The following is a 26,607-nucleotide window of genomic DNA, read 5'->3' as shown; positions in this document are numbered from 1 at the left end:
GTTGGAAGCAATTAGCTCGGGCGATTTACTTTACCGAAAGAGTGGTTGCGAGCTGGTAAGTGTCACCAGGATTAAGTTCTTGCCCCGCTTCTAGTGTCTTAGCGTGTAATGTCGACTCTATACAGAACATAGTTAAGTAGCCATCATCGTTCATGTCGCCCATTGACTTCGCGCCTGCTTCCCAAGGATTCCAAAGGACTGCAGAATTGTCACCGTCATTAACGATGGAGAGTTGTCGATTGAATGCATTATCGTGAAGCACAATTTCTTTGCTTGGCTCGGTGTAAACACGATCGATAGTGTCGGTTAGAGACAGGATTTCGCCGCCTTGACACACTTTACCTTCTTGTAGGCCGTCAATATAAGTTGGACCCATCCCGGTTACTTCCATGTTATGAATGTCACCGATGTTTAGGTAAGTATGCAGTGCACCTGAGAACTTCCATGCAGCCGAGTCGGTGTTGGTAACATTGAGAGTAGCAGTGAGTGTTTCAGATACTTCTACGTTTAAAACGAGTTGGAAGCTGTGTGGCCAAATTTCGCGAGTTTGGTCATTGTCAGATAACCCCAAGCTTACAATAACACCAGCGTCGCTTTCACGGTGCTCGATTAGCGTCCAAGCGCTGTTGCGCGCAAACCCATGAGCAGGGGCGGCAACGCGACCAAACCAGGGCCAGCAAATAGGGATACCACCTCGTAGTGCAGCTTTGTTATCGTAGACTGCGTCTTTGCTCATCCAAATCAACTCTTCTTGATTGGAGGGCTTAAACGAGATGATATGACCACCATGAAGGGAAATCGCAGCAGTTGCCTTAGGGTGGTTGATGCGAACGATCGTATTGTCGCCTAGCTTAGCAGTCGTTACGCAGTCAGAAAGTACAGTTAAAGCTGGTAGCGTAGACAAGTCCATAGATTGTAACTCCTAGGTGAGAGTTTCTGGTTCCTAGGGGAGGGTAATGTTTGACATTCCCAGGTGATATTGAACCCAGAAACAGATACAAAAAAGGCGACCCAATGAGTCGCCTTAATACAAATATTCAGCTAAAAGCTTACATTACTTAGAGATGTGAGCGATTAGGTCTAGAACTTTGTTTGAGTAACCGATTTCGTTGTCGTACCAAGATACAACTTTAACGAAGTTGTCAGTTAGAGCGATACCAGCTTTAGCATCGAATACTGAAGTTTGAACTTCACCGATGAAGTCTTGAGAAACAACTTGGTCTTCAGTGTAACCTAGAACACCTTTAAGAGCGCCTTCAGATGCTGCTTTCATAGCTGCACAGATAGCTTCGTAAGATGCACCGTTCTTAAGGTTAACAGTTAGGTCAACTACAGAAACGTTAGCAGTTGGTACGCGGAAAGCCATACCAGTTAGTTTGCCGTTTAGTTCTGGAAGAACAACGCCTACAGCTTTAGCAGCACCAGTTGAAGATGGGATGATGTTCTGAGAAGCACCACGACCACCGCGCCAGTCTTTAGCAGAAGGACCGTCTACAGTTTTTTGAGTAGCTGTAGTAGCGTGAACTGTAGTCATAAGACCAGATTCGATACCGAACTCGTCGTTAAGAACTTTAGCGATAGGCGCTAGACAGTTAGTAGTACAAGAAGCGTTAGAAACGATATCTTGACCAGCGTAAGTGTCTTGGTTAACGCCCATTACGAACATTGGAGTAGCGTCTTTAGAAGGACCAGTTAGAACAACTTTCTTCGCGCCAGCAGTGATGTGCTTACGTGCAGTCTCGTCAGTTAGGAAAAGACCAGTTGCTTCTGCTACTACGTCAACATCGATAGCATCCCATTTTAGATCTTCTGGGTTGCGCTCTGCAGTTACACGTACAGTTTTGCCGTTAACGATTAGGTTACCGCCTTCAACTTCAACAGTACCGTTGAAACGGCCGTGAGTTGAATCGTACTTAAGCATGTATGCCATGTACTCAACGTCGATTAGATCGTTGATACCTACTACTTCGATGTCGTTGCGCTCTTGCGCTGCACGAAATACGAAACGACCGATACGGCCAAAACCGTTAATACCTACTTTGATAGTCATTATAGTTGCTCCACAACTTAATTTCTGTTTAAAGATAACTGGTAGTAAAATTACAGAATCCAGTCACTAACTTCAATAGATAATCGGAATTAATTTGTTTAAAGTCAAAAAAAAGTGTCGCTTTTCTTAACATTCGGTATTAAATGACGTTTTTTTGAACTTTGACAGAGACTCTGTAATAGTTTTAGTTATGTATTTAACCTTGTAAGCAAGGTAAGTTAACATAACTGATACAGCTTGGTTGGAAATTGACAACAATGTGCTACAACCAAGTTTGCTATACGTATGATATATAGTGTGTATAAAATGTAGACAATAAAAAAGGGAGTGTAAAGGTCGTGAGTGGTGAAAATAAAAACGCGATGAAGCCCGATGATTACTGGCGTGAGACCCTGAATGATGAACAGTACCGTGTGTGCCGACAGCAGGGTACTGAAGCACCTTTTAGTGGTACTCTACTACACAACCGTGTTACTGGCTTATACCATTGTACTTGCTGTGAAGCGCCACTTTTTCATTCTGAAAGCAAGTATGATTCAGGCTGTGGCTGGCCTAGTTTTGATGCACCGGTCGATCAAGAAGCCATTCGATTTTTAGAAGATCTAAGTCATGGTATGCAGCGAATCGAGATTAGATGTAAGGCATGTGATAGCCATTTAGGGCATGTTTTTGAAGATGGTCCTAAAACAACGGGGCAAAGGTACTGTGTCAATTCAGTGTCGTTAATTTTCAACAAAAGTGAAAGTAGTGATGTATCTGACTGATTCTATGTACCATTCTTTCATTTTGTAGAGATAAAAACGGGCGCCATTGTGGAGCTCGTTTTTATTTCCAATAATTTAGTAAACTACTGAAGCACCAAGTCTCTCGTATAGCTTCCGTTATCAATGGCTTTCGCGACAGTTTTTGCCTGCTCGTTGAGAGAGCGATAGTCTTCTTCCGTTAACCCAAAAAGCAATCTGAGTTCGTTGTCTGAAACGATGGGGATGTCAAACTCTTTGCCAACCATTGCCCAAAGATAGGATTGCTTTGGGAGGTCTAGGTTTTGAGTCACGCTTGCTAAAGACTTAATCACTTCTTTGTTGACGTGTTTTCCACCTGCCGAAAGCTCTAGAGAGCGATTTAATAGTTGATAGGTTTTTTGCTTATCTCGTGAAATATAATAGGTGGCGAGAGCATATTGCATGGAAGAGGTGTCAAGTACACCGGTATTTTCCATGGCTAAAAAGCGACGTTTTGCTGCTTGGCTTCCCGTTTCGCTCCAAAGAAAATAGAGTGTTTCGGGCGAAGTTGAACTCGCTAAATCTCTTGTGATTCGTTCTTGTTCTTCTATCGAATACATCAGGGCGTTAAATCTTTTTGCCTTGAGGTCGGCCTGTTCAATTGGCTGAATTTGTGACGCTAACTCTAGACACTTTCGATATTCCTTGAGCAGGTGATAGTCCTTGATTTGATTATTTTCACTAGGGCTGTCAAGCATCTCATAACGATGCCAAATAAGGTCTGTTCTCGCGATTCGGCATTGACCATCGTTTATGTTTAATGAAGAACAGTTCAAACTGGGCTCGTTTTCGCAGAGCTGATCTGTGTTCTTGCGAGTTTCAAAACAGCCGGATAAAAGTGAAGTGGCTACTAAGGCGGATAGGAGATAAGGTAATTTCATTCTACTACTTGTGATCAATTACACTGATTTGTCGTACTCAACTTGACTCAGTGTATCATCACGTTATGGTTCGAGTAACGAATTAACCTCTCAGAACCGAAATTTAGCGGGTCTGAAAGTTCAAGCAAAAAGAAGGTTCAGTATGGACGTAGAACAACTCTTAGAAGCCATGACTCCGGATGTTTATGAGAGACTTCTGTATGCCACTGAAACTGGTCGCTGGCCAGAAGGTAGTAGATTATCTCAAGACCAAAGGGACTCTTGTATGCAAGCGGTAATGCTTTATCAATCGAAGCATAACGTAGACCCTCAGCATATGTCGGTCGCCGCAGGGGGCGAAATTAGCTTTAAAAGCAAAGCAGAGCTAAAAAAACAGTTCAGTGCAGAACAACAAGACATAATGAGAGTTAAAGTGAGTAACGAATAAAAAAAGGGGCGATGAGCCCCTTTTTATTTTGCTTTCTGTTATCCAGCAAGTACATCAGTTGCAACTTTGTAGCTCGGATCTTCTTTCACATTGATCTCGACTAAGCTGCCTGCCTTTTGTAACAGTGCGCGGCAGTCTGGACTTAAGTGTCTCAAGTGAAGCGTTTTACCCACCGCTGCATAACGTTCCGCTAACGTCTCGATAGCTTCAATAGCTGAGTGGTCTGTAACACGCGAGTTAGCAAAATCAACGATGACATCTGCTGGGTCGTTCTTAGCGTCAAACAACTCTAAGAAGTTCGCTGCAGAGCCGAAGAAGATAGGTCCGTTAACTTGGTACTCTTTAGAGCCTTCAGCATTGACGCTGCTACTTGCGTAGATGTGTTTCGCGTGTTCCCAAGCGAACATAAGCGCAGAGACCACAACACCCACAGCAACCGCTACGGCAAGGTCAGTAAGAACGGTAACCACCGTAACCAACACAATAACAAAGAAATCTTGTTTAGGTACACGGCGTGCAAGCTTAAAGGTCGCCCATTCGAACGTCCCAATCACAACCATAAACATTACGCCTACTAGTGCGGCTAACGGAATCATTTCGATAAGTGCAGCTGCAAAAAGAATAAACATTAGTAGTGCAACGGCTGCAACGATACCTGACAAGCGGCCGCGACCACCGGAGTTTACGTTGATCATTGACTGGCCGATCATGGCACAACCGCCCATCGCGCCAAACACCGAACAAGTTACGTTTGCTAGACCCTGACCTACACATTCACGGTTAGATTGACCACGTGTATTGGTCATTTCATCAAGCACGGTCAGTGTTAATAGTGACTCGATTAAGCCGATTGCCGCCAAAATAATAGCGTATGGCAGAATGATCTGTAGGGTTTCAAGCGTCAATGGAACCGCTGGGATGGAGAACTCTGGAAGAGAGCCTGCCAACGTTGCGTTCATATCACCTGACATAGAACGCAGAAAATCGACAACGGTGCGTGTATCCAAACCAAGACCCTGAACCAATAAGGTAACAGTCACGATAGCAACTAACGATGATGGAACAGCGGTAGTTAGTTTAGGCAGAAAGTGAATAATACCCATCGTCAACGCAACTAATCCAAGCATCAGCATCATTTGATCTTGAGGTAGCCAAGTTAAGGCGCCTGATAGGTCAGGGGCTTTAAATTGTCCAAGCTGTGCCAAGAAGATAACGATCGCAAGGCCGTTAACGAAGCCGATCATAACAGGGTGGGGTACCATGCGAATGAATTTCCCCAATTTAAATAAACCTGCACTGATTTGTAGTAGGCCTGCAAGCATAATAGCGGCAAAGAGATACTGTACTCCGTGAGTCGCTACTAGACTGACCATTACTACAGCCATTGCGCCTGTAGCGCCAGAGATCATGCCCGGACGGCCACCGAAGATAGAAGTGACTAAACCGACGATAAAGGCGGCGTATAGGCCAACCATTGGGTCAACACCGGCAACGAACGCAAAAGCAACCGCTTCAGGCACTAATGCCAATGCAACGGTAAGGCCGGATAGAACATCGTTTTTTACCGAGTGCTTGGAAAACTGTGGAAATTCAAACATGTAATTGTGCTTACTTATGTTGTTGGATTTATATGGATTTCATCCAGCGCAAATTGAGACGTTCAAAGTGTAGAATTACTATATGAATAGCATAGGTGAAAATGATTCGTCGTCATTATCCATTTTCTATATGACATAGATATGGCGCATTGTTGATGAAATAATCAAAGCTCGGCATGCTACCGAAATGTGAACAAAACTTCAATATTGAAAGAAAGTGTTTCGATGCTAAGTGGCATCTTTATGCCTACGATTTTCGCCAACGTTTCCCGAATAATAAAAAAGGCTGCGATATTCGCAGCCTTTTAAAGTTTTCCTTTCTACGTATTAGTAGTTAGGTTTTGTCATTACTGCTGACGCAGAGTTAGTTGCTACTTGGCTGCCTGCACCTTTCTGTTGGTAGCGCTCAGCTTTAACAGGCGCAGCGTTGATGATAATTTCACCAAGTTCTTGCTTGCCCTCAGCTTTAGCCATTGGTGCACTCGCGTGGCCTTTGAAGCTAACGACCGCTTTCTCTACAACAGGGGTTACTGGAGTAGGTTCCACGATAGTAGGTTGCTCTTCAACCACTGCATTTTCAGCTACTGAGATTTCAACCATAGGCTCGGTTTCAACAACGGCTTCTGTAGCTGGCTCAACGATTGCTGGTGCAACTTCTGCAACTGGTTCTGCAACTTCTGCAACTAGTTCTGCAACAACTTGAACTGGCTCAACTACAGCTTCAACGACCGTTTGCTCAACCTTTGGTTCTGTTACAACAGGTGCTTCAATAGCTTCTGGCTTACGCATTACGATAACCTTACCCATTGCCATCTCCGGCATAGCAACACCTGTGGTTGTGACTAGCTCTTTAACTTCCGCTTCAGGTTTCGCTTTCGCCTTAGGTTTCACAATGCCATAGCTCGGCATTACTTTACCCATTGCCATTTCAGGAGAAGCTACACCACCCTTGCGTAGGCGGAATGGGTTAGGGCGACGATCGCGACCACGACGACGACGTTGACCACTTGCACGTAAGTGACGAGGAGAGCGACGGTTACGACGTTGTTTGCCTTCCTCTTTCGCTGGAGCTTCTGTTGCCGCTTCAGGTGCTTGAGGCTTTTCTACCGCAGTTTGAGCTGTCTCAACAGACGCAACCTGAGTCGCTTGCTCTTCTTGTTGTGCTTTTTGATCTTTTACGCGCACTTGCTTAGAAAGCTTACGACGCTGACGGCGCTCTTTAACTTTCGCCGCTTTTTCTTCAGAGCGAGGTGCTTTTTTCTCAGCTTGAACATCAGCTGCGATTTGCTGACCTTGCTCTTCTACTTTTGATTTGCCGGCTGTTTCATCGCGCTTTTTATTACGACGATCTTGCTGCTTACCGCGACGATTTTGCTGTTTGCGTGACTCTTGAGCATTGTCGTTAGACTCTTTCTCGTCGTCACGAGCAGGTTTGTTACGGCGATTCTTGTTACGATCATTATCGCGAGAATCTTTACTATTACGGCGACGTTGATCGTTGTTTCGATTACGACGCTGTCTGCCGTTGCGATTCTTAGGTGCTTCTTCTTTCTTCTCTGGTTCTTTCTTAGGCTCTTCATTTGAAGAGAAAAGTGAACCTATAGCAGAAAGGATGCGAGAAATCAGACCAGGCTGCTGCTCTTCTTTTTTCACTTCTACCTTAGCAGGCTTACTAGGCTTAGGCGCTGGAGTCGGGGCGTTTTGAGTAGGTGTCGCAAAACCTTGCAGTGCAGGTTGCTCAATCTTACGCGGCTTAGCTTCGACTTCGGCTTCCTTAGCTTCAGCCTCTTTGAGTGCTTCTAGCTTTTTAGGTAGCAAGTATGACAACAGGTCTTGTTCCTCACCTTCACGAACACGAATTACCTCAAAATGAGGCGTTTCCATATCAGAATCAGGAACAATAGTGATCTTAACTTCTTGTACGCGCTCAATGTGGTTAATGGAGCGACGCTTTTCATTTAGTAGGTAAGAAGCAATTGGCACTGGCACGATGGCAAGAGCTTGAGACGTGTTGTCTTTTAAGGCTTCTTCTTCGATGAGACGAAGTACTGATAGCGCTAATGACTCGTTATCACGCACCACACCAGTACCAGTACAACGCGGGCAAATGTGATGACTTGCTTCAGCCAAAGATGGGCTCAAGCGTTGACGAGACATTTCTAGTAGACCAAAACGAGAAATACGACCTATTTGAACACGGGCACGATCAATTCGTACTGCCTCGCGCAGACGGTTCTCAACCTCACGTTGGTGACGTACAGGTGTCATATCAATAAAGTCGATAACAACTAAGCCACCTAGGTCGCGAAGACGTAGCTGACGAGCAATTTCATCTGCTGCTTCAAGGTTAGTATTCAGTGCAGTTTCTTCGATATCGCTGCCTTTGGTAGCGCGGGCAGAGTTGATATCGATAGAAGTAAGTGCTTCAGTTGGGTCAATAACGATAGAACCACCAGATGGAAGCCTCACTTCTCGCTGGAACGCTGACTCGATCTGGCTTTCAATCTGATAGTGACTAAATAGCGGTACTTCACCTTCGTATTTCTTCACTCGGTTCACAAAGTCTGGGCGAACCAATTGAATGTGCTGGCGAGCACGCTCGTAGATGGTGTTGCTATCAATCAAGATCTCGCCGATATCGCGACGTAGGTAGTCACGAAGTGCACGAACGATAACGTTACTTTCCTGATGGATTAAGAACGGAGCAGGGTTTTGGTCTGCTGCACCCTTAATGTTTTCCCAGTTGTTTAGGAGGAAACGCAAATCCCACTCAAGCTCTTCGGCACTTTTGCCTACGCCCGCAGTACGAACGATTAGGCCCATACCTTGTGGTAGTTCTAGAGTGCTCAGGGCAGCTTTTAGTTCTGTACGCTCTTCACCTTCAATGCGACGAGAAATACCGCCAGCGCGAGGGTTGTTAGGCATTAGTACTAAGTAGCTACCTGCTAGAGATATGAAGGTTGTCAATGCAGCACCTTTGCTACCGCGTTCTTCTTTCTCAACTTGCACGATCACTTCTTGGCCTTCGCTCAAGACATCTTTGATACTTGGACGACCTTGGTAGGTGTAGCCTTCAGGGAAGTATTCGCGTGCAATTTCTTTGAGAGGGAGGAAACCGTGGCGTTCGGCACCGTAGTCAACAAAAGCGGCCTCTAGGCTAGGCTCAACTCGAGTGATACGTCCTTTGTAGATATTCGCTTTTTTAGATTCGTGACCTGGACTTTCGATATCAAGATCGAATAGTCGCTGGCCATCGACCAAAGCGACACGCAACTCTTCTTTTTGAGTTGCGTTGATTAACATTCTTTTCATTACAGAAATTCTCGTTGTATTTTCTTTGTTTTCATCATTGCTCTTGTCACAGTTTTCGTAAGTCGTGGTGCCGGATCCCATGGCTTTGTAAAATGCAGCCTCCCGGCTGGAAGGGATGCTCTTGGGCACTACAGTCTTCACACAGAACTTTCGCTGTGTGCTCCGCATATGTGGCGGTGATACTCAACACGATTACGTGAGTAGGTGACAAGGAAGTCTTAGCGATCAACGTCTTATGCCAGTTGCTGCGTCTCAAAACTAAGCGTTCTACTCATAGTTAAAATTGCTCAAAGATAATATCGACAAATCATAAATCGATTTTAATTACCTATTGCAGCTGTGAACTATAGCAGCGCAGCGAATTATCAGCAATCAGCTTTAGTATAAACCACAGAAAAAATTCTGATTATGCCTAGGCAATGTACGTTTAATGTGCTGATTTTAAGCAATAATATCTCAGGGCGCGTAAAAGCTGGTTCAAACTGGTTGATTTCTATCCACAGCTTGTTCAGACAATGGCTAAGAGCGTGTTGTTGATGGTTTTTCCACTATCTCATCGACAAAATTACCAATAGAAAGCGTTATTTTCTTGCAGCTTTGAATGTTATAATAGCGAAATGAGTGAAATTAGAACTAAAGTCCAATTTGTCGATATTGACGACGATATGGCTGGTCAGCGCATCGATAACTTTTTGCGCAACCAATTGAAAAACATTCCTAAGAGTGTTGTGTATCGAATCGTGCGCAAAGGTGAGGTACGTGTAAACAAAAAGCGTGTCAAAGCGGAATACAAGCTTCAAGCAGGGGATAGCGTACGTATACCTCCTGTTACAATGGAAGAGAAGCAAGAAGAAGCACCAATCAGCACAAAATTGAATAAAGTGGCAGAGCTTGAGTCACAAATTATCTATGAAGACGACCACATGCTGATCTTAAATAAGCCATCTGGAATAGCGGTTCATGGTGGTAGTGGTTTGAAGTTTGGTGCGATTGAAGCTCTAAGAGCATTACGGCCACAAGCACGCTTCTTAGAATTAGTTCACCGTATAGATCGCGATACTTCAGGTATTCTTTTAGTTGCGAAGAAGCGATCTGCTTTGCGTCATTTGCAAGCTCAGTTTCGTGAGAAAACGGTACAGAAGTATTACTTTGCCCTAGTAATGGGCAAATGGAAGCCTAGTTGTCGAGTAGTAAAAGCGCCGCTGCTAAAGAATGAAGTGAATAGTATTGTTAGGGTTAACCCTAATGGTAAACCTTCAGAAACTCGCTTCAAGGTACTAGAGTCGTTTGAGCAGGCAACACTGATTCAAGCAAGCCCAATTACTGGGCGTACTCATCAAATTCGAGTCCATACACAGTACACAGGCCATCCGATAGCATGGGATGATCGCTATGGTGATCGCCGATTTGATGCTTATACAGCGAAAGTGGGTCTAGACCGTTTGTTCCTGCATGCTGCAAACATTGTCTTCACGCACCCAGCGAATGATGAAAAAATGGAAATACATGCTGAGATGGAACCAAAGTTGCAGCAAGCGATTAAAAAACTAAAAGCAGGCGTGTAGCTTGACAGCTGTAACTAAAACGGAGTGCTTCGATCCAGATGCACTCCGTTTTTGTTTTTAAGCTAGTGGAGAAATGCCTTGTTTCGCTAAGAGAGTGACAAGGTCAATGAGAGGTAGTCCGACTAAAGTATTTGGATCTTTACCATTGAGTTGACTAAATAACGTGATACCGAGCCCTTCGCTCTTAAAACTTCCGGCACAGTATAGTGGTTGTTCCATATCGACATAACGCTCGATTTGGATGGTCGTTAACTTTCGAAACGTCACATCAAAGGTATCAACAACGGACTCCGAGTGCTGAGTCTTGGTGTTGTAGACTGCCAGTCCAGTATAGAATCGAACAGTTTTTCCACTTTGCTGTTGGAGCTGGTGTATCGCATTGCTGCGAGTCAACGGTTTGCCGATGATATTGCCATCGATGACGCAAACTTGATCGCTGCCGATAATGACGGCGTCTTTTTCGTTCTTTAACGCACTCGCTTTTTCCAATGCAAGCCGCTGAACAAGCTCTGTTGCCGTTTCATGCTCTTGTGCAGTTTCTTCAACGTTTGGGGCAATGGCTTCAAAGTCGATACCTAATTTGGATAGAAGCTCCGCACGGTACGGAGACGTTGAGGCTAAAATGAGTTGAATTGTTTTCATTTTGGGACAGTTTTTCTTATCATAATTGCAGATTCTAGACATAATGTTAGATTCTTAATCTGTAGGCAAAAAAAGTACAACTTTTTAGCCTTTTTCTTTGACTAAATCCGTTTTGGAAGATAATATTCGCGCCCTATGCAAAAGGTAAAAATACCGCGAACTGTTGACCCGGGTAAGACAGCACAGAAAAGATTGGACTTTGATGGCATCATCCAAGTAAGTCTTTTTAAGCGTCTGAGCGAGTCAGTTAGTAGCGTAAAACGCGATGCTGAAGTGACATTGTCCTTTGGGCATGATGAACAGCGACTCGTTGTTATCTCTGGTAAAGCTAACATCGAAGTTGATTTGGAATGTCAGCGTTGTAATGAGATTTTCACACACCTGTGTGAAGTCCAATTCACTTACACTCCTTACTATAGTGAGAAAAGTGAAGAGGATGCACCGGAAGATTACGATTTGGTAGATCTTAATGAGTACGGTGAGGTCGATCTCATACAATTAGTTGAAGACGAGTTCATCTTAAACCTGCCTCAAGTCGCAATGCACGATATAGCAGATTGTAGCGTTGACTCAAACAACATGGTTTTTGGAGATATTCCGGAAGAGGTTCCAGAAGATAAGCCAAATCCATTTGATGTTTTAAAGAGCTTAAAGCGTGAGTAACACAGTTACTGACGTTTAAATTACTAACATAGGAGTAGGGTCCATGGCCGTACAAAAAAGCAAGAAGTCACGTTCTATGCGTGGCATGCGTCGTTCACATGATGCGCTAACTTCAGCTGCACTATCTGTAGACGCAACTTCAGGTGAAACTCACCTACGTCACAATGTGACTGCTGACGGTTACTACCGTGGCAAAAAGGTTATCAACAAGTAAGGTTGACCTTTGCATAATATAACCGTTGCACTTGATGCAATGGGCGGGGATTTCGGTCCTTCCGTAACAGTGCCTGCCGCCGTGCAGGCATTGTCGCTTTTCCCAGAGCTAAAAGTGGTTCTTGTCGGCGACGAACCGTCGATAAATACACAACTCAATCAACTAGGTTACCAACGCAGTACCCGTTTAGAGGTAATGCATAGTGACCGAGTCATCTCGAATTCAGAAAAGCCTTCCTTTGCGCTTAGAAACAGTCACGATACCTCAATGCGTATTGCGATTGATCTCGTTGAGTCAGAAAACGCTGATGCTTGCGTAAGCAGCGGTAATACTGGCGCATTAATGGCGTTATCTCGCTTCAGACTGAAACTATTACCAGGTATTGATAGGCCTGCTTTAGTCACTGCGTTGCCGACGGTATCGGGCAGCAAAACGTGGATGCTCGACTTAGGTGCCAATGCATCGGTCGATGCAGATTCTCTCTTTCAGTTTGCGGTCATGGGCAGTGCACTAGCAGAACAGCATTTGGGCAGAAAACCAAAAGTTGCCATTCTAAATATTGGCGCTGAAGAAATAAAAGGCAACGATCTTGTGAAACGTTGCGCTGAAATGCTTACCCAAACGCAATCTATAAACTATATTGGTTTCGTCGAAGGTAATGAGTTGTTACACGACGCTGCTGATGTTGTTGTTTGCGATGGATTTGTTGGAAACACAGCGTTGAAAGCGTGCGAAGGAACGGCTCAACTCATTTTAGATAAACTAAAAGCAAAACTAACCGCCTCTACATGGAAAGGATGGATAGCAAGAATATTGTTTTCCGATCTCATAACTGAGGTGAAAACACTGAACCCCGACCAGTATAACGGGGCAAGTTTGTTAGGATTGCGCGGCATTGTCATAAAAAGCCACGGAAGTGCTGATATTTCAGCACTTGTTCATGCAATAGGCGAAGCGGTTCACGAGGTTAAACGCCAAGTCCCGAACCAAATCAGCGATCGTCTAGAAGCAGTGTTACTCGAGAGGCAGTATTAGTCTTCATGTATAGCAAAATTTTAGGTACAGGCAGCTACCTGCCATCTCAGGTCCGTACTAACGCGGATCTAGAGAAAATGGTAGATACGACAGATGAATGGATCGTAACTCGCACAGGTATCAAAGAGCGACGAATTGCCGCAGAAGACGAAACTGTTGCAGATATGGGCTACGAAGCTTCGATAAAAGCTATCGAAATGGCTGGTATCGATAAAGATGACATTGATCTCATTATCGTAGCAACGACCAGCAGTAGCCATGCTTTCCCATCATCTGCATGTCAAGTTCAAGCAAAACTTGGTATTAAAGGTTGTCCCGCATTTGATATGGCGGCAGCATGTACTGGTTTCGTTTATGCACTGTCAGTCGCCGATCAGCATATTCGCTCTGGTATGGCTAAAAATGTTTTAGTTATCGGCTCTGATTGCTTATCGAAGACAGTTGAAGATATTGATCGTTCTACTATTATTCTGTTCGGCGACGCTGCAGGCGCAGTCGTACTGGGTGCTAGCGAAGAACCTGGCATTATTTCTACTCACCTATACGCTGATGGTCGATTTGGAGACTTGTTAAGTCTTGAGATGCCAGTACGCGGTGGTGAGCTGGATAAATGGCTAAATATGTCAGGCAATGAAGTCTTTAAGGTTGCGGTGACACAATTGTCAAAGCTGGTCAAAGACACATTAGCGGCAAATGATATGGATAAGTCCGAACTAGACTGGCTTGTTCCGCATCAAGCGAACTATCGAATTATTTCAGCAACAGCTAAAAAGCTTGGTATGTCGATGGATCAAGTGGTGGTTACCCTTGATCGTCACGGTAATACCTCTGCGGCAACAGTTCCTACTGCACTAGATGAAGCAGTACGTGATGGCCGCATTAAACGTGGACAAAATCTGTTGCTAGAAGCCTTTGGTGGTGGATTTACTTGGGGATCGGCGCTTGTTCGCTTCTAATCCCAGCAAAATCCAAACCAATACTAATTTAGATTGCGTTGTTTAAGGAAATAACGATGAGTAATTTTGCAATCGTGTTCCCTGGTCAGGGTTCACAAACAGTTGGAATGCTTGCAGAACTGGGCGAGCAATATGATGTAGTTAAAGCAACATTTGCTGAAGCATCTGAGGCGCTAGGTTATGACTTATGGGCACTTGTTCAGAATGGCCCTGCTGAAGATCTAAACCAAACTCACCGTACACAGCCAGCATTGCTAGCCTCTTCAGTTGCTATTTGGCGTGTATGGCAGGAGCAAGGACTAGAACAGCCTGCTCTTTTGGCAGGTCACAGTCTTGGTGAGTACTCTGCATTAGTTTGTGCTGGTGTTATCGATTTTAAAGAAGCGATCAAACTGGTTGAGCTTCGCGGCCAATTAATGCAAGAAGCAGTACCAGCAGGTGTTGGTGCAATGTATGCGATCATCGGTCTTGATGATGAGTCTATTGCTAAAGCTTGCGAAGAAGCTGCTCAAGGGGAAGTCGTTTCTCCAGTTAACTTTAACTCTCCAGGTCAAGTTGTTATCGCTGGTAACAAAGCGGCAGTAGAACGTGCTGGAGCACTTTGTAAAGAAGCAGGTGCAAAACGTGCGCTTCCTTTACCTGTGTCAGTACCATCTCACTGCGCACTGATGAAGCCTGCTGCCGATAAACTCGCAGTTGCTCTAGACGCGCTTGAATTTAATACGCCAGAAATATCAGTGATTAACAATGTTGATGTTGCCGCTGAAACTGACCCAGCGAAAATCAAAGATGCATTAGTTCGTCAACTTTACAGCCCAGTTCGTTGGACTGAAGGTGTTGAGAAAATGAGCGAGCAAGGCGTAGAGAAATTGCTGGAACTTGGTCCAGGTAAAGTACTAACGGGTCTAACGAAGCGAATCGTTAAGACATTGAGTGCTGCAGCAGTAAACGATGCTGCGTCACTTGAAGCGGTAAAATAAAAGGAACGCGATAATGATGAACCTTGAAGGCAAAATTGCCTTAGTAACAGGTGCTAGCCGTGGTATCGGTCGCTCAATTGCTGAGCTATTGGTAGAGCGCGGTGCAACAGTAATCGGTACAGCAACATCTGAAAATGGTGCTGCGGCGATCAGCGAGTATTTAGGTGAGAATGGTAAAGGTTTGGCACTAAACGTGACAGATGCCGACTCAATCGAAGCAGTACTAAAGCAGATCAACGCTGATTTTGGTGCGATCGACATTCTTGTAAACAACGCTGGTATCACGCGCGACAACCTTCTTATGCGTATGAAGGACGACGAGTGGACAGATATCATGGATACTAACCTAACGTCTATCTTCCGTCTGTCTAAAGCAGTACTACGCGGTATGATGAAGAAGCGTCAAGGTCGCATCATCAACGTAGGTTCTGTTGTTGGTACTATGGGTAACGCAGGTCAAACGAACTACGCGGCAGCGAAAGCAGGCGTAATTGGTTTTACTAAGTCAATGGCACGTGAAGTTGCATCTCGCGGTGTGACCGTGAACACAGTTGCACCAGGTTTTATCGAAACAGATATGACAAAAGCACTGAATGATGAGCAACGAGCTGCTACACTAGCCAACGTACCTGCTGGTCGTTTAGGTGACCCTCGTGAAATTGCATCTGCCGTTGCATTCCTTGCATCGCCAGAAGCGGCATACATCACAGGTGAGACACTTCACGTAAATGGTGGCATGTACATGGTTTGATCTGTGCAACATTTGTGCATGATTTAAGTCAAAAATGTGCTGAATTTCGGTTAAATTCGCTAAAATTGTGGTTTGACCAGCAAGGACCCCCTTGCAACTTTCAATAGTTCGAATAAACTACGGAAACATCGCATAAAGCGAAATCTGTAAAGGAAAAGAAAAATGAGCAACATCGAAGAACGCGTAAAGAAAATCATTGTTGAACAGCTAGGTGTAGACGAAGCAGAAGTTAAGAACGAAGCTTCTTTCGTTGACGATCTAGGTGCAGATTCTCTAGATACAGTTGAGCTAGTAATGGCTCTAGAAGAGGAATTCGACACTGAGATTCCTGATGAAGAAGCTGAGAAGATCACTACTGTTCAAGCTGCTATCGACTACGTAAACAGCGCTCAGTAATATCTCTTTCCAGGCGGCCTTCTGGCCGCCTGTGTTTTTTTAAACGTCTTCTATCCTTTCAAATAGAATCACAAATATCCCGGAGAATAAAATCGTGTCCAAGCGTCGTGTTGTTGTCACTGGCATGGGTATGTTGTCACCGGTAGGCAACACCGTAGAATCTTCATGGAAAGCCCTTTTGGAGGGTAAGAGTGGTATCGTAAATATTGAACATTTCGATACAACCGATTTTTCAACTCGTTTCGCTGGCTTAGTAAAAGACTTTGATGGTAGTGAATACGTGTCTAAAAAAGATGCTAAGAAAATGGATTTGTTTATCCAATACGGCATCGTAGCAGGCATGCACGCTCTCAAAGACTCTGGTCTAGAAGTCACACCAGAAAACCAACACCGTGTCGGTGTAGCTATTGGTTCTGGTATTGGTGGTCTTGACCTAATCGAAGCGGGACATCAAGCGTTGGTAACTAAAGGCCCTCGTCGTGTAAGCCCTTTCTTTGTACCTTCGACTATCGTAAACATGGTTGCTGGCCAACTTTCTATTCTTGCTGGTCTTCGTGGTCCTAACATCGCAATCTCTACTGCATGTACGACTGGCCTTCACAATATCGGTCATGCTGCACGTATGATTGCATATGGTGACGCTGAAGCAATGGTAGCTGGTGGTGCAGAAAAAGCTTCAACTCCACTTGGTATGGCAGGCTTTGGTGCAGCTAAAGCGCTATCTACTCGTAACGATGAACCACAAAAAGCGTCACGTCCTTGGGATGTTGACCGCGATGGCTTCGTATTGGGTGACGGTGCAGGCATGATCGTTCTTGAAGAGTATGAGCATGCTAAAGCACGTGGTGCGAAAATTTATGCCGAGCTTGTTGGTTTTGGTATGAGTGGCGACGCTTACCATATGACTTCACCAAGTGAAGATGGTTCTGGTGGCGCTTTGGCTATGGAAGCTGCACTTCGTGATGCAGGCATTACTGGTGAACAAATCGGTTATGTGAACGCTCACGGTACCTCAACACCAGCTGGTGACGTTGCTGAGATCAAAGGCATTAAACGTGCTCTTGGCGAAGAAGGTGCGAAAAAAGTGCTAGTATCATCGACAAAATCGATGACAGGCCACTTGCTAGGCGCAGCTGGTTCAGCGGAAGCGATCATCACTATAATGTCTTTGGTAGATCAAATTGTCCCACCAACGATTAACCTAGATAATCCAGACCCTGAGTGCGATGTAGACCTAGTTCCACATACTGCACGCAAAGTTGACATGGAATATGCACTTTGTAACTCATTTGGATTTGGCGGTACTAACGGTTCATTGATTTTCAAAAAGATGTAACCCGCGGTAATCGTACAAGACACTTGTATTCAAACGGCTTGATGCTTAGCATTAAGCCGTTTTGTTTTTAAAGGAAGAACTATGTTTTGGCGTGATGGAAATCAAGTCGACCATGTTTCAGTTACGGACAGAAGTTTTCAATATGGTGACGGTTGCTTTACAACGATTCTGACTAAGTCAGGCAAACTGCAGTTGTGGGATCAGCATGTGAAGCGAATGGAACGGGCTCTACTGCGTCTGAAGATGGCACCCGTAGATTGGCAGCAGATGAAGGTTGAACTTGAGCGAGTTGTGTCACGCAAAGCAATGGCCGGCATCAAAATACATGTAAGCCGTGGTGAAGGAGGGCGAGGTTATAGCCCTAGTGTAAATCGAGGCCCCTTGATTACTCTAAGCCAGTTCGATTTCCCTGTTGGTTATATCGAATTACGTCAGGTCGGCCTTGAACTGTCACTTTGTGATGTCGCATTGGGGTTAAACCCGTTGCTGGCGGGATTAAAGCATAACAATCGTCTGGAGCAAATCCTTGCAAAGGAACAAGTTGAACGTAGTGATCGTCTGGACGGCATCGTGTTGGATATTAACGGCAACGTAATCGAAACCACAATGGCAAATATCTTTTGGTTTAAGGATGGTGTGCTTCACACGCCAAGTCTTGATATGGCCGGAGTAGAAGGCGTTATGCGTGAAGAAGTTTTACGAGTAGTAAATCAAGACGAGCTGCCAATCTTAATCGACTCGTTTAAGCTCAACACATTGATGTCCGCAGATGAGATATTCGTTAGCAATTGTATTTTAGGGGTTGCGCCCGTAACCAAAATTCAGGATGCTCAATTCCCTATTGGAAACATGACAAGACGTATTCAGGAGAAGTTAGGTCAGTGATAAAGAAGTTTTTGTTTACAGTGGTTGTTTTAGGAGCAATTGCTTTAGGTGGCTTTTTATATGTTAAACAGAGCGTAAACGAATTTATTGCTCAGCCGTTGAATATTGAACAACCACATCTTGTTACCGTGGAGCGTGGTAATAATCTCAATACGGTTATCTCAACATTTTTAGACGACCAGTGGATTAAGCCTACTCAGTTTGCATCTCTTGTTCGTCGTTTTCACCCGAACTTGACTCAAATAAAAGTGGGTACCTTCGAAGTCCTACCCGGGATGACGTTTGAGCAAGCACTCAACGCAATCATTGATGGCAAAGAATATCAACTCGCGATCACTTTTATCGAAGGGTCTACTTTCAAAGAGTGGCGAGAGCAGTTCAAACAAGCAGAATATCTTGAGCATCAGACTGATGCGTTAACAGAAGCTGAAATTGCGCAGCAATTGGGTATTGAACGTGAAAAGCTAGAAGGGCTTTTTCTCGCTGAGACCTATCATTATTCTGTTGGTGATAGCGATTTAGACATCTTGAAGCGTGCTCATCGAAAGCTGAATGTTATCCTAGAGCAGAGTTGGGACGCTCGACAAGACAAATTACCTTTAAAGAATAGCTATGAGGCGCTAATACTCGCTTCAATCATTGAAAAAGAAACGTCGGTACCATCAGAAAGAGAGCGAGTGGCGTCCGTCTTCGTGAATCGACTCAATAAGCGTATGCGACTTCAAACCGATCCTACCGTTATTTACGGAATGGGCGATCGTTATGATGGCAATATTAGAAAGAAAGATCTCCGAGAAGCAACTCCATATAACACTTATGTCATCAATGGCTTGCCACCTACGCCAATTGCTATGCCAGGCAAAGCGTCTATCCTAGCTGCAGTAAATCCAGAAGATAGTAATTACTTGTACTTTGTTGCGAGCGGTACAGGTGGACATGTATTTTCTAAAAATCTACGAGACCACAATAGAGCGGTCCAACAATACTTAAGACAATTAAGAAGTAAAAAATGAGCCAAGCAAAATTTATCGTTATTGAAGGACTAGAAGGTGCAGGGAAAAGCACTGCGATCAGTACGTTGCGAGCTGAGTTGGATGCAGCTGGCATTCAGGACATCGTTAATACACGCGAACCTGGAGGGACTGTCCTAGCAGAAAAAATGCGAGCCTTGGTCAAAGAAGAACACGAAGGCGAGCCGCTGCAAGACCGCGCTGAGTTACTGTTGATGTATGCATCACGTATTCAGTTGGTTGAGACAGTGATCAAGCCGGCCTTAGCAAAAGGTGCTTGGGTAATTGGTGATAGACATGACATGTCTTCACAAGCATACCAAGGCGGTGGTCGTGAAATTGACCAAGCTGTGATGACTTCCCTAAAGCATATTGCCATTGGTGAATTCAAGCCCGATTTTACTTTGTATCTGGACATCGACCCACGTCTAGGTCTTGAGCGTGCACGTGGACGAGGTGAACTCGACCGAATCGAAAAAATGGACATTAGTTTCTTTGAGCGTACCCGTGAGCGCTATCTTGAAATGGCGAATAATGATGAGTCAGTTGCCATTATTGACGCAAGCCAGAAGATTGAAGACGTACAGCACTCGATCCAGCAAGCTGTGCGTACTTGGTTAGCAAAGCAAAAAGGGTAATCTATGCAAGTCTATCCATGGTTAGTACCAACTTGGTCGAAGCTTAAGGATAACCTTGAACGACAGCACGTGCCCGGAGCGATGTTGATTCAAGCTAAGGTAGGCTTAGCTCCGGAGTCAATGATTGAACGATACGTTGCAGGGCTGATGTGTCAAAACGACAAGTCTGAACCTTGCGGTTTCTGCCATTGTTGCGATTTACTTAAGGCTAGTGGACATCCTGATGTTCACTATGTGCTTCCCGAGAAAGACAAGAAATCATTATCCGTTGAGCAGATACGACAAGCAAACAAGTGGGCATTAGAGTCTTCTCAGTTTGGTCATTATCGAGTTATTGTTATTCCTCAAGCCGATCGTATGAATGCCTCGGCCGCTAATGCGCTGTTAAAAACACTCGAAGAGCCACCGGCGCAATGTTTATTTATTTTGTCGACTGAGAACACCAAGTTATTGCTGCCAACGATCAGAAGTCGTTGTGAAGTTTGGCATGTTTCATCGCCTTCCGAACAAATGTGTATTGACTGGGTTAGCCAAGAGATAGGAAAGTCCGTTCCTCGTCATTCGGCACTACTTTGCCATTTTGAACCTATTTCAACGCGTCAGTTTGTAGAGTCGGGACAAGATAAAGAGTATCAAGCGTTAATTGGAGCCTTCATCGGTTTTATTCGTAGTGATGGTTTAGATACTAATGAATTTATTACAACGCTAATGAAGAATAGTAGCGAGCTCTCTACCCAGCTCAATTGGTTGTGGCTACTTCTTAGCTGTGCTCAAAAATCTTCCTTAGGTATTGATATTCGAACGTCTTTACCTGAAGCGAGCCAAATTGCTGAAGTATACGGTTACGAAAGCCTATATACGCATTCTCAGTCTTTACAGGCCCTAAGCGAGCAATTACGTTCTTTCCCTGGCCTTAACACTGAATTACTCGTGGCCGATTGGCTTTATGGGTTGAACTAAGTCTAGAATTAGTCATCGCGCTATATTACGTTGAACGGGGTTGGTAATGCTAAAGCTCGTTCATCATTATCAAATTTAAGTTAGAAAATTATGTTTGTAGATTCCCACTGCCACTTAGACAAACTCGACTATGACGATGTCCATTTGGGCATTCAAGATGTTATTCAGAAAGCTAAAGCAGCGAATGTCGAGAAGTTGTTATCAGTGGGTGTGACATTAGGTTCATTTCCAAAGATGTTGGAATTAATCGAACCGTATCCAGAGGTTATGGCCTCTTGTGGTGTCCATCCATTAGACGTTGAGAGTGACTTCTCTCTTGAACTGTTTAAGCAATATGCCTCGCATAACCGAGTGGTTGCTATTGGTGAAACAGGGCTGGATTACCACTATCAACCTGAAACAGCCGCCCTTCAGAAAACCCGGTTTGAGCAACAGGTAGAGGTAGCGGTTGAGGTTAATAAACCTCTGATTATTCATACTAGAAACGCACGTGAAGACACTCTAGCTATTCTGAAAAATGGTTCGGCTGAAAAGTGTGGTGGTGTCATACATTGTTTTACAGAAGATTTGCCATTTGCTCAGGCTGCGATGGAGTTAGGCTTCTACATCTCTATCTCTGGAATTGTCACTTTTAGACAAGCCAAAGAGCTGAAAGAGGTGGTTAAACAGCTACCTTTAGAGCGACTGCTTATTGAAACGGATTCGCCTTACCTAGCTCCAGTTCCTCATCGAGGGAAAGAGAATCAACCAGCTTATGTAGTTGAAGTTGCAGCATACATAGCACAGCTAAAAGGGGTTTCACTTAAAGAAGTCGGTGAAAAAACAACCCAAAACTATCATGATCTATTTTTGCGATAAAAATTAAGTTTCTTGCTAGGAGTGATTAAAAAAGACGCAATATGCGTCTTTTTTGTTTTCAAAAATTGAAAAAGTCAAAAAAAGTTAATGTTCACCAAATCTGTTGAGAAAAAAGTAGTTAGTCTGCACAAACTGTAATTATGTTACGTAAAATAACTTAAGTGTGTATTTTATTCACTGCGTAAAATTAATTGATGCTAATATTAATATCAATAAAAACAATAGTTTATGTAAATTGTAAAGCATTACATTTTGGCCGATGAACTGTGATCTAAGCGTAGTTTTGAAACTAAATTTCGTAAGTGTGTAGAAACCATGAGGAGCATCAATATATATTTAGAGGCAGAAAATATAATTCAATTCGTGGTTACATTTTCTATGGGTGCTAACATTTAAGGCTACGGGGGTGTGCCGTTAGAGCCCATAAACTAATAACTTTATCAGGAGCATAAACATGTTTAAGAACCTTTTTGCTAACCTGCAAAAAGTTGGTAAGTCTCTGATGCTACCAGTATCGGTACTACCAGTTGCAGGTATTCTACTTGGGGTAGGTGCTGCCAACCTTGGCTTCATCCCAGATGTTGTTTCTAATCTTATGGAACAAGCTGGTGGTTCGGTATTTGGCCAAATGGCTCTTCTATTCGCTGTGGGTGTTGCACTAGGCTTCACTAACAACGATGGTGTTGCAGGTCTTGCTGCAATCGTTGGTTACGGCATCATGACTGCTACGTTAAGCGTTATGGCTGGCGTAATGGGTGTTGAAAAAATCGATACAGGTGTACTAGGTGGTATCCTTGTCGGTGGTGTGGCTGCTTGGGCATTCAACCGTTTCTTCAAAATTCAGCTTCCAGAATACCTTGGCTTTTTCGCTGGTAAGCGTGCTGTGCCAATCATCACTGGTTTCACTGCAATCGCACTAGGTATCGTACTGTCTATCGTATGGCCACCAATCGGCTCTGCAATCGGTGCATTCTCTCACTGGGCTGCTGAGCAAAACCCACAACTAGCATTCGGTATCTACGGTGTTGTTGAGCGTTCTCTAATCCCATTCGGTCTACACCACGTTTGGAACGTACCATTCTTCTTCGAAGCAGGTACTTGTGTAAACGCAGCGGGCGAAACTCAAAACGGCGTACTAACTTGTTACCTAGTTGCAGACGATGCATCTCGTGCTGCTGGTAATGGCTTCGGTCAGCTAGCGGGTGGTTACATGTTCAAGATGTTCGGTCTACCAGCTGCTGCAATCGCTATTGCACACTGTGCTAAACCAGAGAACCGCGCAAAAGTTATGGGTATCATGGCTTCTGCAGCACTAACATCGTTCCTAACAGGTATTACTGAGCCAATCGAATTCTCATTCCTATTCGTTGCTCCAGTACTATACGCAATCCACGCTCTACTAGCTGGTTCTGCATACGTTGTTGCTAACACTCTAGGCTTTGTACACGGTACTTCATTCTCACACGGCCTAATCGACTTCCTAGTTCTTTCTGGCCACGCTCAGAAGATGGGTCTGATGATTGGTGTTGGTCTAGTTTACGCGGCAATCTACTACTTTGTATTCCGTACCGTTATCACTGCAATGGACCTTAAGACTCCAGGTCGTGAAGACGAGTCTGAAGATGCAGCTGCAGCAGTTTCTGGTAACGAAATGGCTGGTGAACTAGTTGCGGCATTCGGTGGTAAAGCTAACATCACAGGCTTAGACGCATGTATTACTCGTCTACGTGTAGCGGTAGCTGACACTGAAATCGTTGACCAAGACAAGCTTAAGCAACTTGGTGCAGCAGGTGTAGTTGTAGTATCAGGTGGTGTTCAAGCTATCTTCGGTACTAAGTCAGATAACCTGAAAACAGATATGGACGAGTGGATTCGTAACCACGGCTAATCAACACGTCCAATAAAAATTGAAAAGGGAAGCATTTGCTTCCCTTTTTTTGATCGTATGGAGTGGAAATTCTTGCTCTCTGTTTTCCTTGTCATGACATTCGGACTACTTGCCTCTCTAGAATGCCGTTATTCCAACTTACATGCCAGAAGACACAAGCTCTCAGTTAAACAGAAGAGCAGGCATGATCAATCAGAGAGCAAACCTATGAAAATAAAATTCCCTTTGGTAGTGGTATTTACTATGGCTACCATTTCGTCATTCGCAACGTTTGCAAGCAATACTGCTGGCGGTGAAGAGCAATGGCAAATTGTTGAAGAAAATCAAACTGCAACTCCTGCGACAAGTAAACCGGCTCAAAGTAATCAAAAATCTAATCAGTCTAGAAGCTCATCGCGCAGCAGCGGTAACTCTGGCTTCAAGATCGGTATGGGATTGGATCAAGGATTAAGTATAGTTGGCCAAATCAATAATACCGTTAACTTTGCCGTGGGTAACGATGGCGTTGCTGCTGACTATATCTTTAGTCGTGGACAATTTGGTGGAGACGTACCGTTTAGCTGGTTTGCTGGCGTCGGTGGTCAAATTCAACGCTCTGATAAATTTGGACCGCGCGTGGCACTTGGCGTAGAACTCCCTTTTGCACGTAGTTGGGACGCTTACGCTCAATTAACCCCAAATCTGATGTTTGATAATAGTGATTTGAAGTTAGGTATTGGGGCGGGTATCGGTGTTAGGTACAGCTTCTAAATTGAATCATAAAAAATGCCAGCATTTAGATGCTGGCATTTTTGTTTAAAAATAAATTTTGGGTTATTTATCCATGGCTTTCTTAATGCAGTAGGATGCACCACCCCATGTGATACCAAGCCCTAAAACCATCATAAAGATTGCGCTGACTGTCATATTAAGCCTCTTTCTTACTGGTTAAATTAATCACAATTCCGACCACAACGAGTAGCCCCATGAGCCCCCATCCTAACAAAAGCAGATCCGATTGGTCGTAACCACCGTAGCCTTCGGTAAAGAGAGTCTTAAACTTCGTGGCGACGATAATTGCTAGGATGACAGGAGTAATGAATCGAAGGCATACGTCGAACCAAGTACCAATAGTGAAGTCAGATATTTGATTGACATAGTTTCGTACATCAGCAATTTTTAGCAACCAAGCCATAAGTATAATTTCGATTAGGCAGCTTGCTACGATACCAACGTTATTTGCGAAATGGTCGACAAGGTCAAGCAGTAGTAGACCTCCATTAGTGGCGAAGGCCATAGAGATAACTAAGCCTGCACCACAGATAACGCTTGCCGCTTTATTTCTACGCCACTTTAGCTTGTCGATGACGGCAGATGTCACTGCTTCCATAATAGAAATGTGTGAGCTTAAACCTGCAATCACAAGTGCGAAGAAGAAAAGTGGCCCTAGGATATATGGAGCTGGTAGTAAGTTAATCGCTGCTGGTAAAGTTACAAATGCAAGACCAACCCCTGCGGTAACGACCTCAGTCAAAGGTTTACCTTGTTCTTGTGCCATATAGCCCAAAACAGAGAAAATCATGATACCTGCTAGGATTGAGAAGCCGCAGTTAATAAGGACTGTCATAAACGCATTATTGGTGATATCTGACTTCTCGGGTAAGTAACTGGAGTAGGCGAGCATGATGGCAAAGCCAATGCTCAACGTGAAGAAGATCTGCCCATAGGCGGCTGCCCAAACTTTTACATCCCAAATCTTGCTGAAGTCAGGTTCAAACATATAGTTGACGCCATCCAGTGCGCCTGGAAGGAAAATCATACGACCGATCAGCAGTAATACCATGATAAACAGTATTGGCATCATGATTTTCGCTGCACGCTCAATACCAGATTTAACGCCGCCTGCAATTGCCGCATATGTAATGGCCCAAGCAATAAGCATCGACCCTGCTATTTTCCATTGAATATCACCAAGGTTACTCGGAGAGTTGTCACCAAGCTGCAAGTATTCACTGAAGAAAAATGCATTGGTATCAGTTCCCCAACTTTGCGTGAAAGACATACCGAAGTATGAAATAGCCCATCCAATAACCGCCACATAGTAAACGGCGATGGTCGCGGCGACACCCACTTGAAACCAACCTAGCCATTCAAATTTGCTGTTGATTTTAGCCAAGGTTGCTGGCGCAGAGCCGCGATACTTTTGACCCATACTGAACTCTAAGATCATGAAGGGGATACCGGCGGTAATCATGGCGAACAAATAGGGAATAAAGAACGCGCCACCGCCATTTTCATAAGCCATATAAGGGAAACGCCAGATATTACCAAGTCCAATGGCTGAACCTACCGCTGCAAGTATGAATCCCGCTCGAGATCCCCACTGTTCACGTTTCATAATTAACTCCTTTTAGTGAATCTTCTACATGGCCTCATCTATACTCAAATCCAATTATTATTCTGTAATGGAAATTTCTGCTTATTAATAAATATTCAAATGATATATTTTCTAATATGGTTCTTATTTTGAATATTACTCGGCACATGCTAATTTAAATAGATGATACGACTGGATTTTGTGCTTTCTAATGCTTACTAGTGAAACATTTAGCTACAAATTAAAATCAGAGTAACGCCGTTATTACTTGATCGCAATAGATTTCACTGTTCTGGCTTGGATTGGTTCTTGGTGATTAATATTGTATAGTGGTGTAATGTTAGCTTTATATACTAAATTGGTGGGAATATTGCGTTCTCTACTTCTTTTATCTTTTATAAAATACAGCGAAATATTCTTAATA

26 protein-coding genes are annotated in these 26,607 nt (G+C 44.0%); 18 read left to right on the top strand and 8 right to left on the bottom strand.

Annotated features, from left to right (window positions below; all coding sequences use genetic code 11):
* Positions 1–25: 25 nt before the first annotated feature.
* Positions 26–910, bottom strand: coding sequence for a D-hexose-6-phosphate mutarotase (locus tag MMA19_RS19935; RefSeq protein ID WP_038229968.1), 885 nt, complete (start codon positions 908–910; stop codon positions 26–28).
* Positions 911–1,054: 144 nt separating this feature from the next.
* A complete protein-coding gene (gene gap, locus MMA19_RS19930; protein WP_004748683.1) occupies positions 1,055–2,050 on the bottom strand; it encodes a type I glyceraldehyde-3-phosphate dehydrogenase in 996 nt (331 codons plus the stop codon).
* 338 nt (positions 2,051–2,388) lie between these two features.
* On the opposite strand from gap, the gene msrB reads away from it, so the two are divergent.
* Positions 2,389–2,814: a peptide-methionine (R)-S-oxide reductase MsrB gene (gene msrB / locus MMA19_RS19925; RefSeq protein ID WP_096441520.1), complete on the top strand. Its 426-nt coding sequence runs from the start codon at positions 2,389–2,391 to the stop codon at positions 2,812–2,814.
* Positions 2,815–2,897: 83 nt separating this feature from the next.
* Here msrB and MMA19_RS19920 read toward each other — a convergent pair whose 3' ends face one another.
* Positions 2,898–3,713, bottom strand: coding sequence for a DUF2989 domain-containing protein (locus MMA19_RS19920; RefSeq protein WP_240207039.1), 816 nt, complete (start codon positions 3,711–3,713; stop codon positions 2,898–2,900).
* Between the two features lie 142 nt (positions 3,714–3,855).
* Here MMA19_RS19920 and MMA19_RS19915 point away from each other — a divergent pair, with 142 nt between their 5' ends.
* Positions 3,856–4,140, top strand: a complete 285-nt coding sequence (locus MMA19_RS19915) for a DUF1315 family protein (protein WP_031494478.1) — start codon at positions 3,856–3,858, stop codon at positions 4,138–4,140.
* A gap of 38 nt (positions 4,141–4,178) precedes the next feature.
* Here MMA19_RS19915 and MMA19_RS19910 read toward each other — a convergent pair whose 3' ends face one another.
* Entirely contained in the window at positions 4,179–5,738 is a 1,560-nt protein-coding gene (locus tag MMA19_RS19910; RefSeq protein ID WP_006075502.1) for a SulP family inorganic anion transporter, read from the bottom strand.
* 327 nt (positions 5,739–6,065) lie between these two features.
* Positions 6,066–9,050, bottom strand: coding sequence for a ribonuclease E (gene rne, locus MMA19_RS19905; RefSeq protein ID WP_240207038.1), 2,985 nt, complete (start codon positions 9,048–9,050; stop codon positions 6,066–6,068).
* A 617-nt stretch (positions 9,051–9,667) separates the two neighbouring features.
* Here rne and rluC point away from each other — a divergent pair.
* The gene (gene rluC, locus MMA19_RS19900; RefSeq protein WP_240207037.1) at positions 9,668–10,615 is read left to right on the top strand and encodes a 23S rRNA pseudouridine(955/2504/2580) synthase RluC; all 948 of its coding nucleotides are present in this window, start codon (positions 9,668–9,670) and stop codon (positions 10,613–10,615) included.
* A gap of 57 nt (positions 10,616–10,672) precedes the next feature.
* Here the strand turns inward: rluC and MMA19_RS19895 are convergent, their stop codons facing one another.
* Positions 10,673–11,257 carry a nucleoside triphosphate pyrophosphatase gene (locus MMA19_RS19895; protein WP_240207036.1) on the bottom strand — a complete coding sequence of 195 codons (585 nt, stop codon included), beginning with the start codon at positions 11,255–11,257 and terminating at the stop codon, positions 10,673–10,675.
* Positions 11,258–11,392: 135 nt separating this feature from the next.
* On the opposite strand from MMA19_RS19895, the gene yceD reads away from it, so the two are divergent.
* The 15 genes from yceD (at position 11,393) to MMA19_RS19820 (ending at position 24,577) form a co-directional block, all read left to right on the top strand.
* On the top strand, positions 11,393–11,920 hold the full coding sequence (gene yceD / locus MMA19_RS19890) for a 23S rRNA accumulation protein YceD (protein ID WP_031493500.1): 528 nt from the start codon (positions 11,393–11,395) through the stop codon (positions 11,918–11,920).
* 43 nt (positions 11,921–11,963) lie between these two features.
* Positions 11,964–12,134, top strand: coding sequence for a 50S ribosomal protein L32 (gene rpmF / locus MMA19_RS19885; RefSeq protein ID WP_031493499.1), 171 nt, complete (start codon positions 11,964–11,966; stop codon positions 12,132–12,134).
* Positions 12,135–12,143: 9 nt separating this feature from the next.
* A complete protein-coding gene (plsX, locus tag MMA19_RS19880; protein WP_031493498.1) occupies positions 12,144–13,169 on the top strand; it encodes a phosphate acyltransferase PlsX in 1,026 nt (341 codons plus the stop codon).
* Between the two features lie 5 nt (positions 13,170–13,174).
* On the top strand, positions 13,175–14,125 hold the full coding sequence (locus MMA19_RS19875) for a beta-ketoacyl-ACP synthase III (protein WP_038229973.1): 951 nt from the start codon (positions 13,175–13,177) through the stop codon (positions 14,123–14,125).
* A 56-nt stretch (positions 14,126–14,181) separates the two neighbouring features.
* The gene (fabD, locus tag MMA19_RS19870; RefSeq protein WP_038229975.1) at positions 14,182–15,105 is read left to right on the top strand and encodes an ACP S-malonyltransferase; all 924 of its coding nucleotides are present in this window, start codon (positions 14,182–14,184) and stop codon (positions 15,103–15,105) included.
* Between the two features lie 16 nt (positions 15,106–15,121).
* A complete protein-coding gene (gene fabG, locus MMA19_RS19865) occupies positions 15,122–15,856 on the top strand; it encodes a 3-oxoacyl-ACP reductase FabG (RefSeq protein WP_240207091.1) in 735 nt (244 codons plus the stop codon).
* 162 nt (positions 15,857–16,018) lie between these two features.
* Positions 16,019–16,252 carry an acyl carrier protein gene (gene acpP, locus MMA19_RS19860; RefSeq protein ID WP_004406112.1) on the top strand — a complete coding sequence of 78 codons (234 nt, stop codon included), beginning with the start codon at positions 16,019–16,021 and terminating at the stop codon, positions 16,250–16,252.
* A 94-nt stretch (positions 16,253–16,346) separates the two neighbouring features.
* Complete coding sequence (fabF, locus tag MMA19_RS19855) at positions 16,347–17,588, top strand: beta-ketoacyl-ACP synthase II (RefSeq protein WP_006075090.1); 1,242 nt, start codon at positions 16,347–16,349, stop codon at positions 17,586–17,588.
* A gap of 81 nt (positions 17,589–17,669) precedes the next feature.
* Positions 17,670–18,473 (top strand): aminodeoxychorismate lyase, encoded by an 804-nt coding sequence (gene pabC, locus MMA19_RS19850; RefSeq protein ID WP_240207035.1) that lies wholly within the window; start codon positions 17,670–17,672, stop codon positions 18,471–18,473.
* Entirely contained in the window at positions 18,470–19,486 is a 1,017-nt protein-coding gene (gene mltG, locus MMA19_RS19845) for an endolytic transglycosylase MltG (protein ID WP_240207034.1), read from the top strand. The genes pabC and mltG overlap by 4 nt, the downstream gene beginning before the upstream one ends.
* Positions 19,483–20,121 (top strand): dTMP kinase, encoded by a 639-nt coding sequence (gene tmk, locus MMA19_RS19840; protein ID WP_006075087.1) that lies wholly within the window; start codon positions 19,483–19,485, stop codon positions 20,119–20,121. The genes mltG and tmk overlap by 4 nt, the downstream gene beginning before the upstream one ends.
* A 3-nt stretch (positions 20,122–20,124) precedes the next feature.
* Positions 20,125–21,081, top strand: coding sequence for a DNA polymerase III subunit delta' (holB, locus tag MMA19_RS19835; RefSeq protein WP_240207033.1), 957 nt, complete (start codon positions 20,125–20,127; stop codon positions 21,079–21,081).
* A 90-nt stretch (positions 21,082–21,171) separates the two neighbouring features.
* Positions 21,172–21,939, top strand: a complete 768-nt coding sequence (locus tag MMA19_RS19830) for a YchF/TatD family DNA exonuclease (protein ID WP_124940877.1) — start codon at positions 21,172–21,174, stop codon at positions 21,937–21,939.
* A 454-nt stretch (positions 21,940–22,393) separates the two neighbouring features.
* Positions 22,394–23,827 (top strand): PTS glucose transporter subunit IIBC, encoded by a 1,434-nt coding sequence (ptsG, locus tag MMA19_RS19825; RefSeq protein ID WP_006075083.1) that lies wholly within the window; start codon positions 22,394–22,396, stop codon positions 23,825–23,827.
* A 207-nt stretch (positions 23,828–24,034) separates the two neighbouring features.
* Entirely contained in the window at positions 24,035–24,577 is a 543-nt protein-coding gene (locus MMA19_RS19820) for a hypothetical protein (RefSeq protein WP_124940878.1), read from the top strand.
* 63 nt (positions 24,578–24,640) lie between these two features.
* Here the strand turns inward: MMA19_RS19820 and MMA19_RS19815 are convergent, their stop codons facing one another.
* Positions 24,641–24,733 (bottom strand): MetS family NSS transporter small subunit, encoded by a 93-nt coding sequence (locus tag MMA19_RS19815; protein ID WP_006075081.1) that lies wholly within the window; start codon positions 24,731–24,733, stop codon positions 24,641–24,643.
* Between the two features lies 1 nt (position 24,734).
* A complete protein-coding gene (locus MMA19_RS19810) occupies positions 24,735–26,204 on the bottom strand; it encodes a sodium-dependent transporter (RefSeq protein ID WP_240207032.1) in 1,470 nt (489 codons plus the stop codon).
* Positions 26,205–26,607 lie beyond the last annotated feature (403 nt).

Origin of the sequence: Vibrio sp. CyArs1, assembly GCF_022432925.1 — a bacterium.
Taxonomy (GTDB): domain Bacteria; phylum Pseudomonadota; class Gammaproteobacteria; order Enterobacterales; family Vibrionaceae; genus Vibrio; species Vibrio mediterranei.
This window is presented reverse-complemented; position numbering and strand designations above follow the sequence as displayed.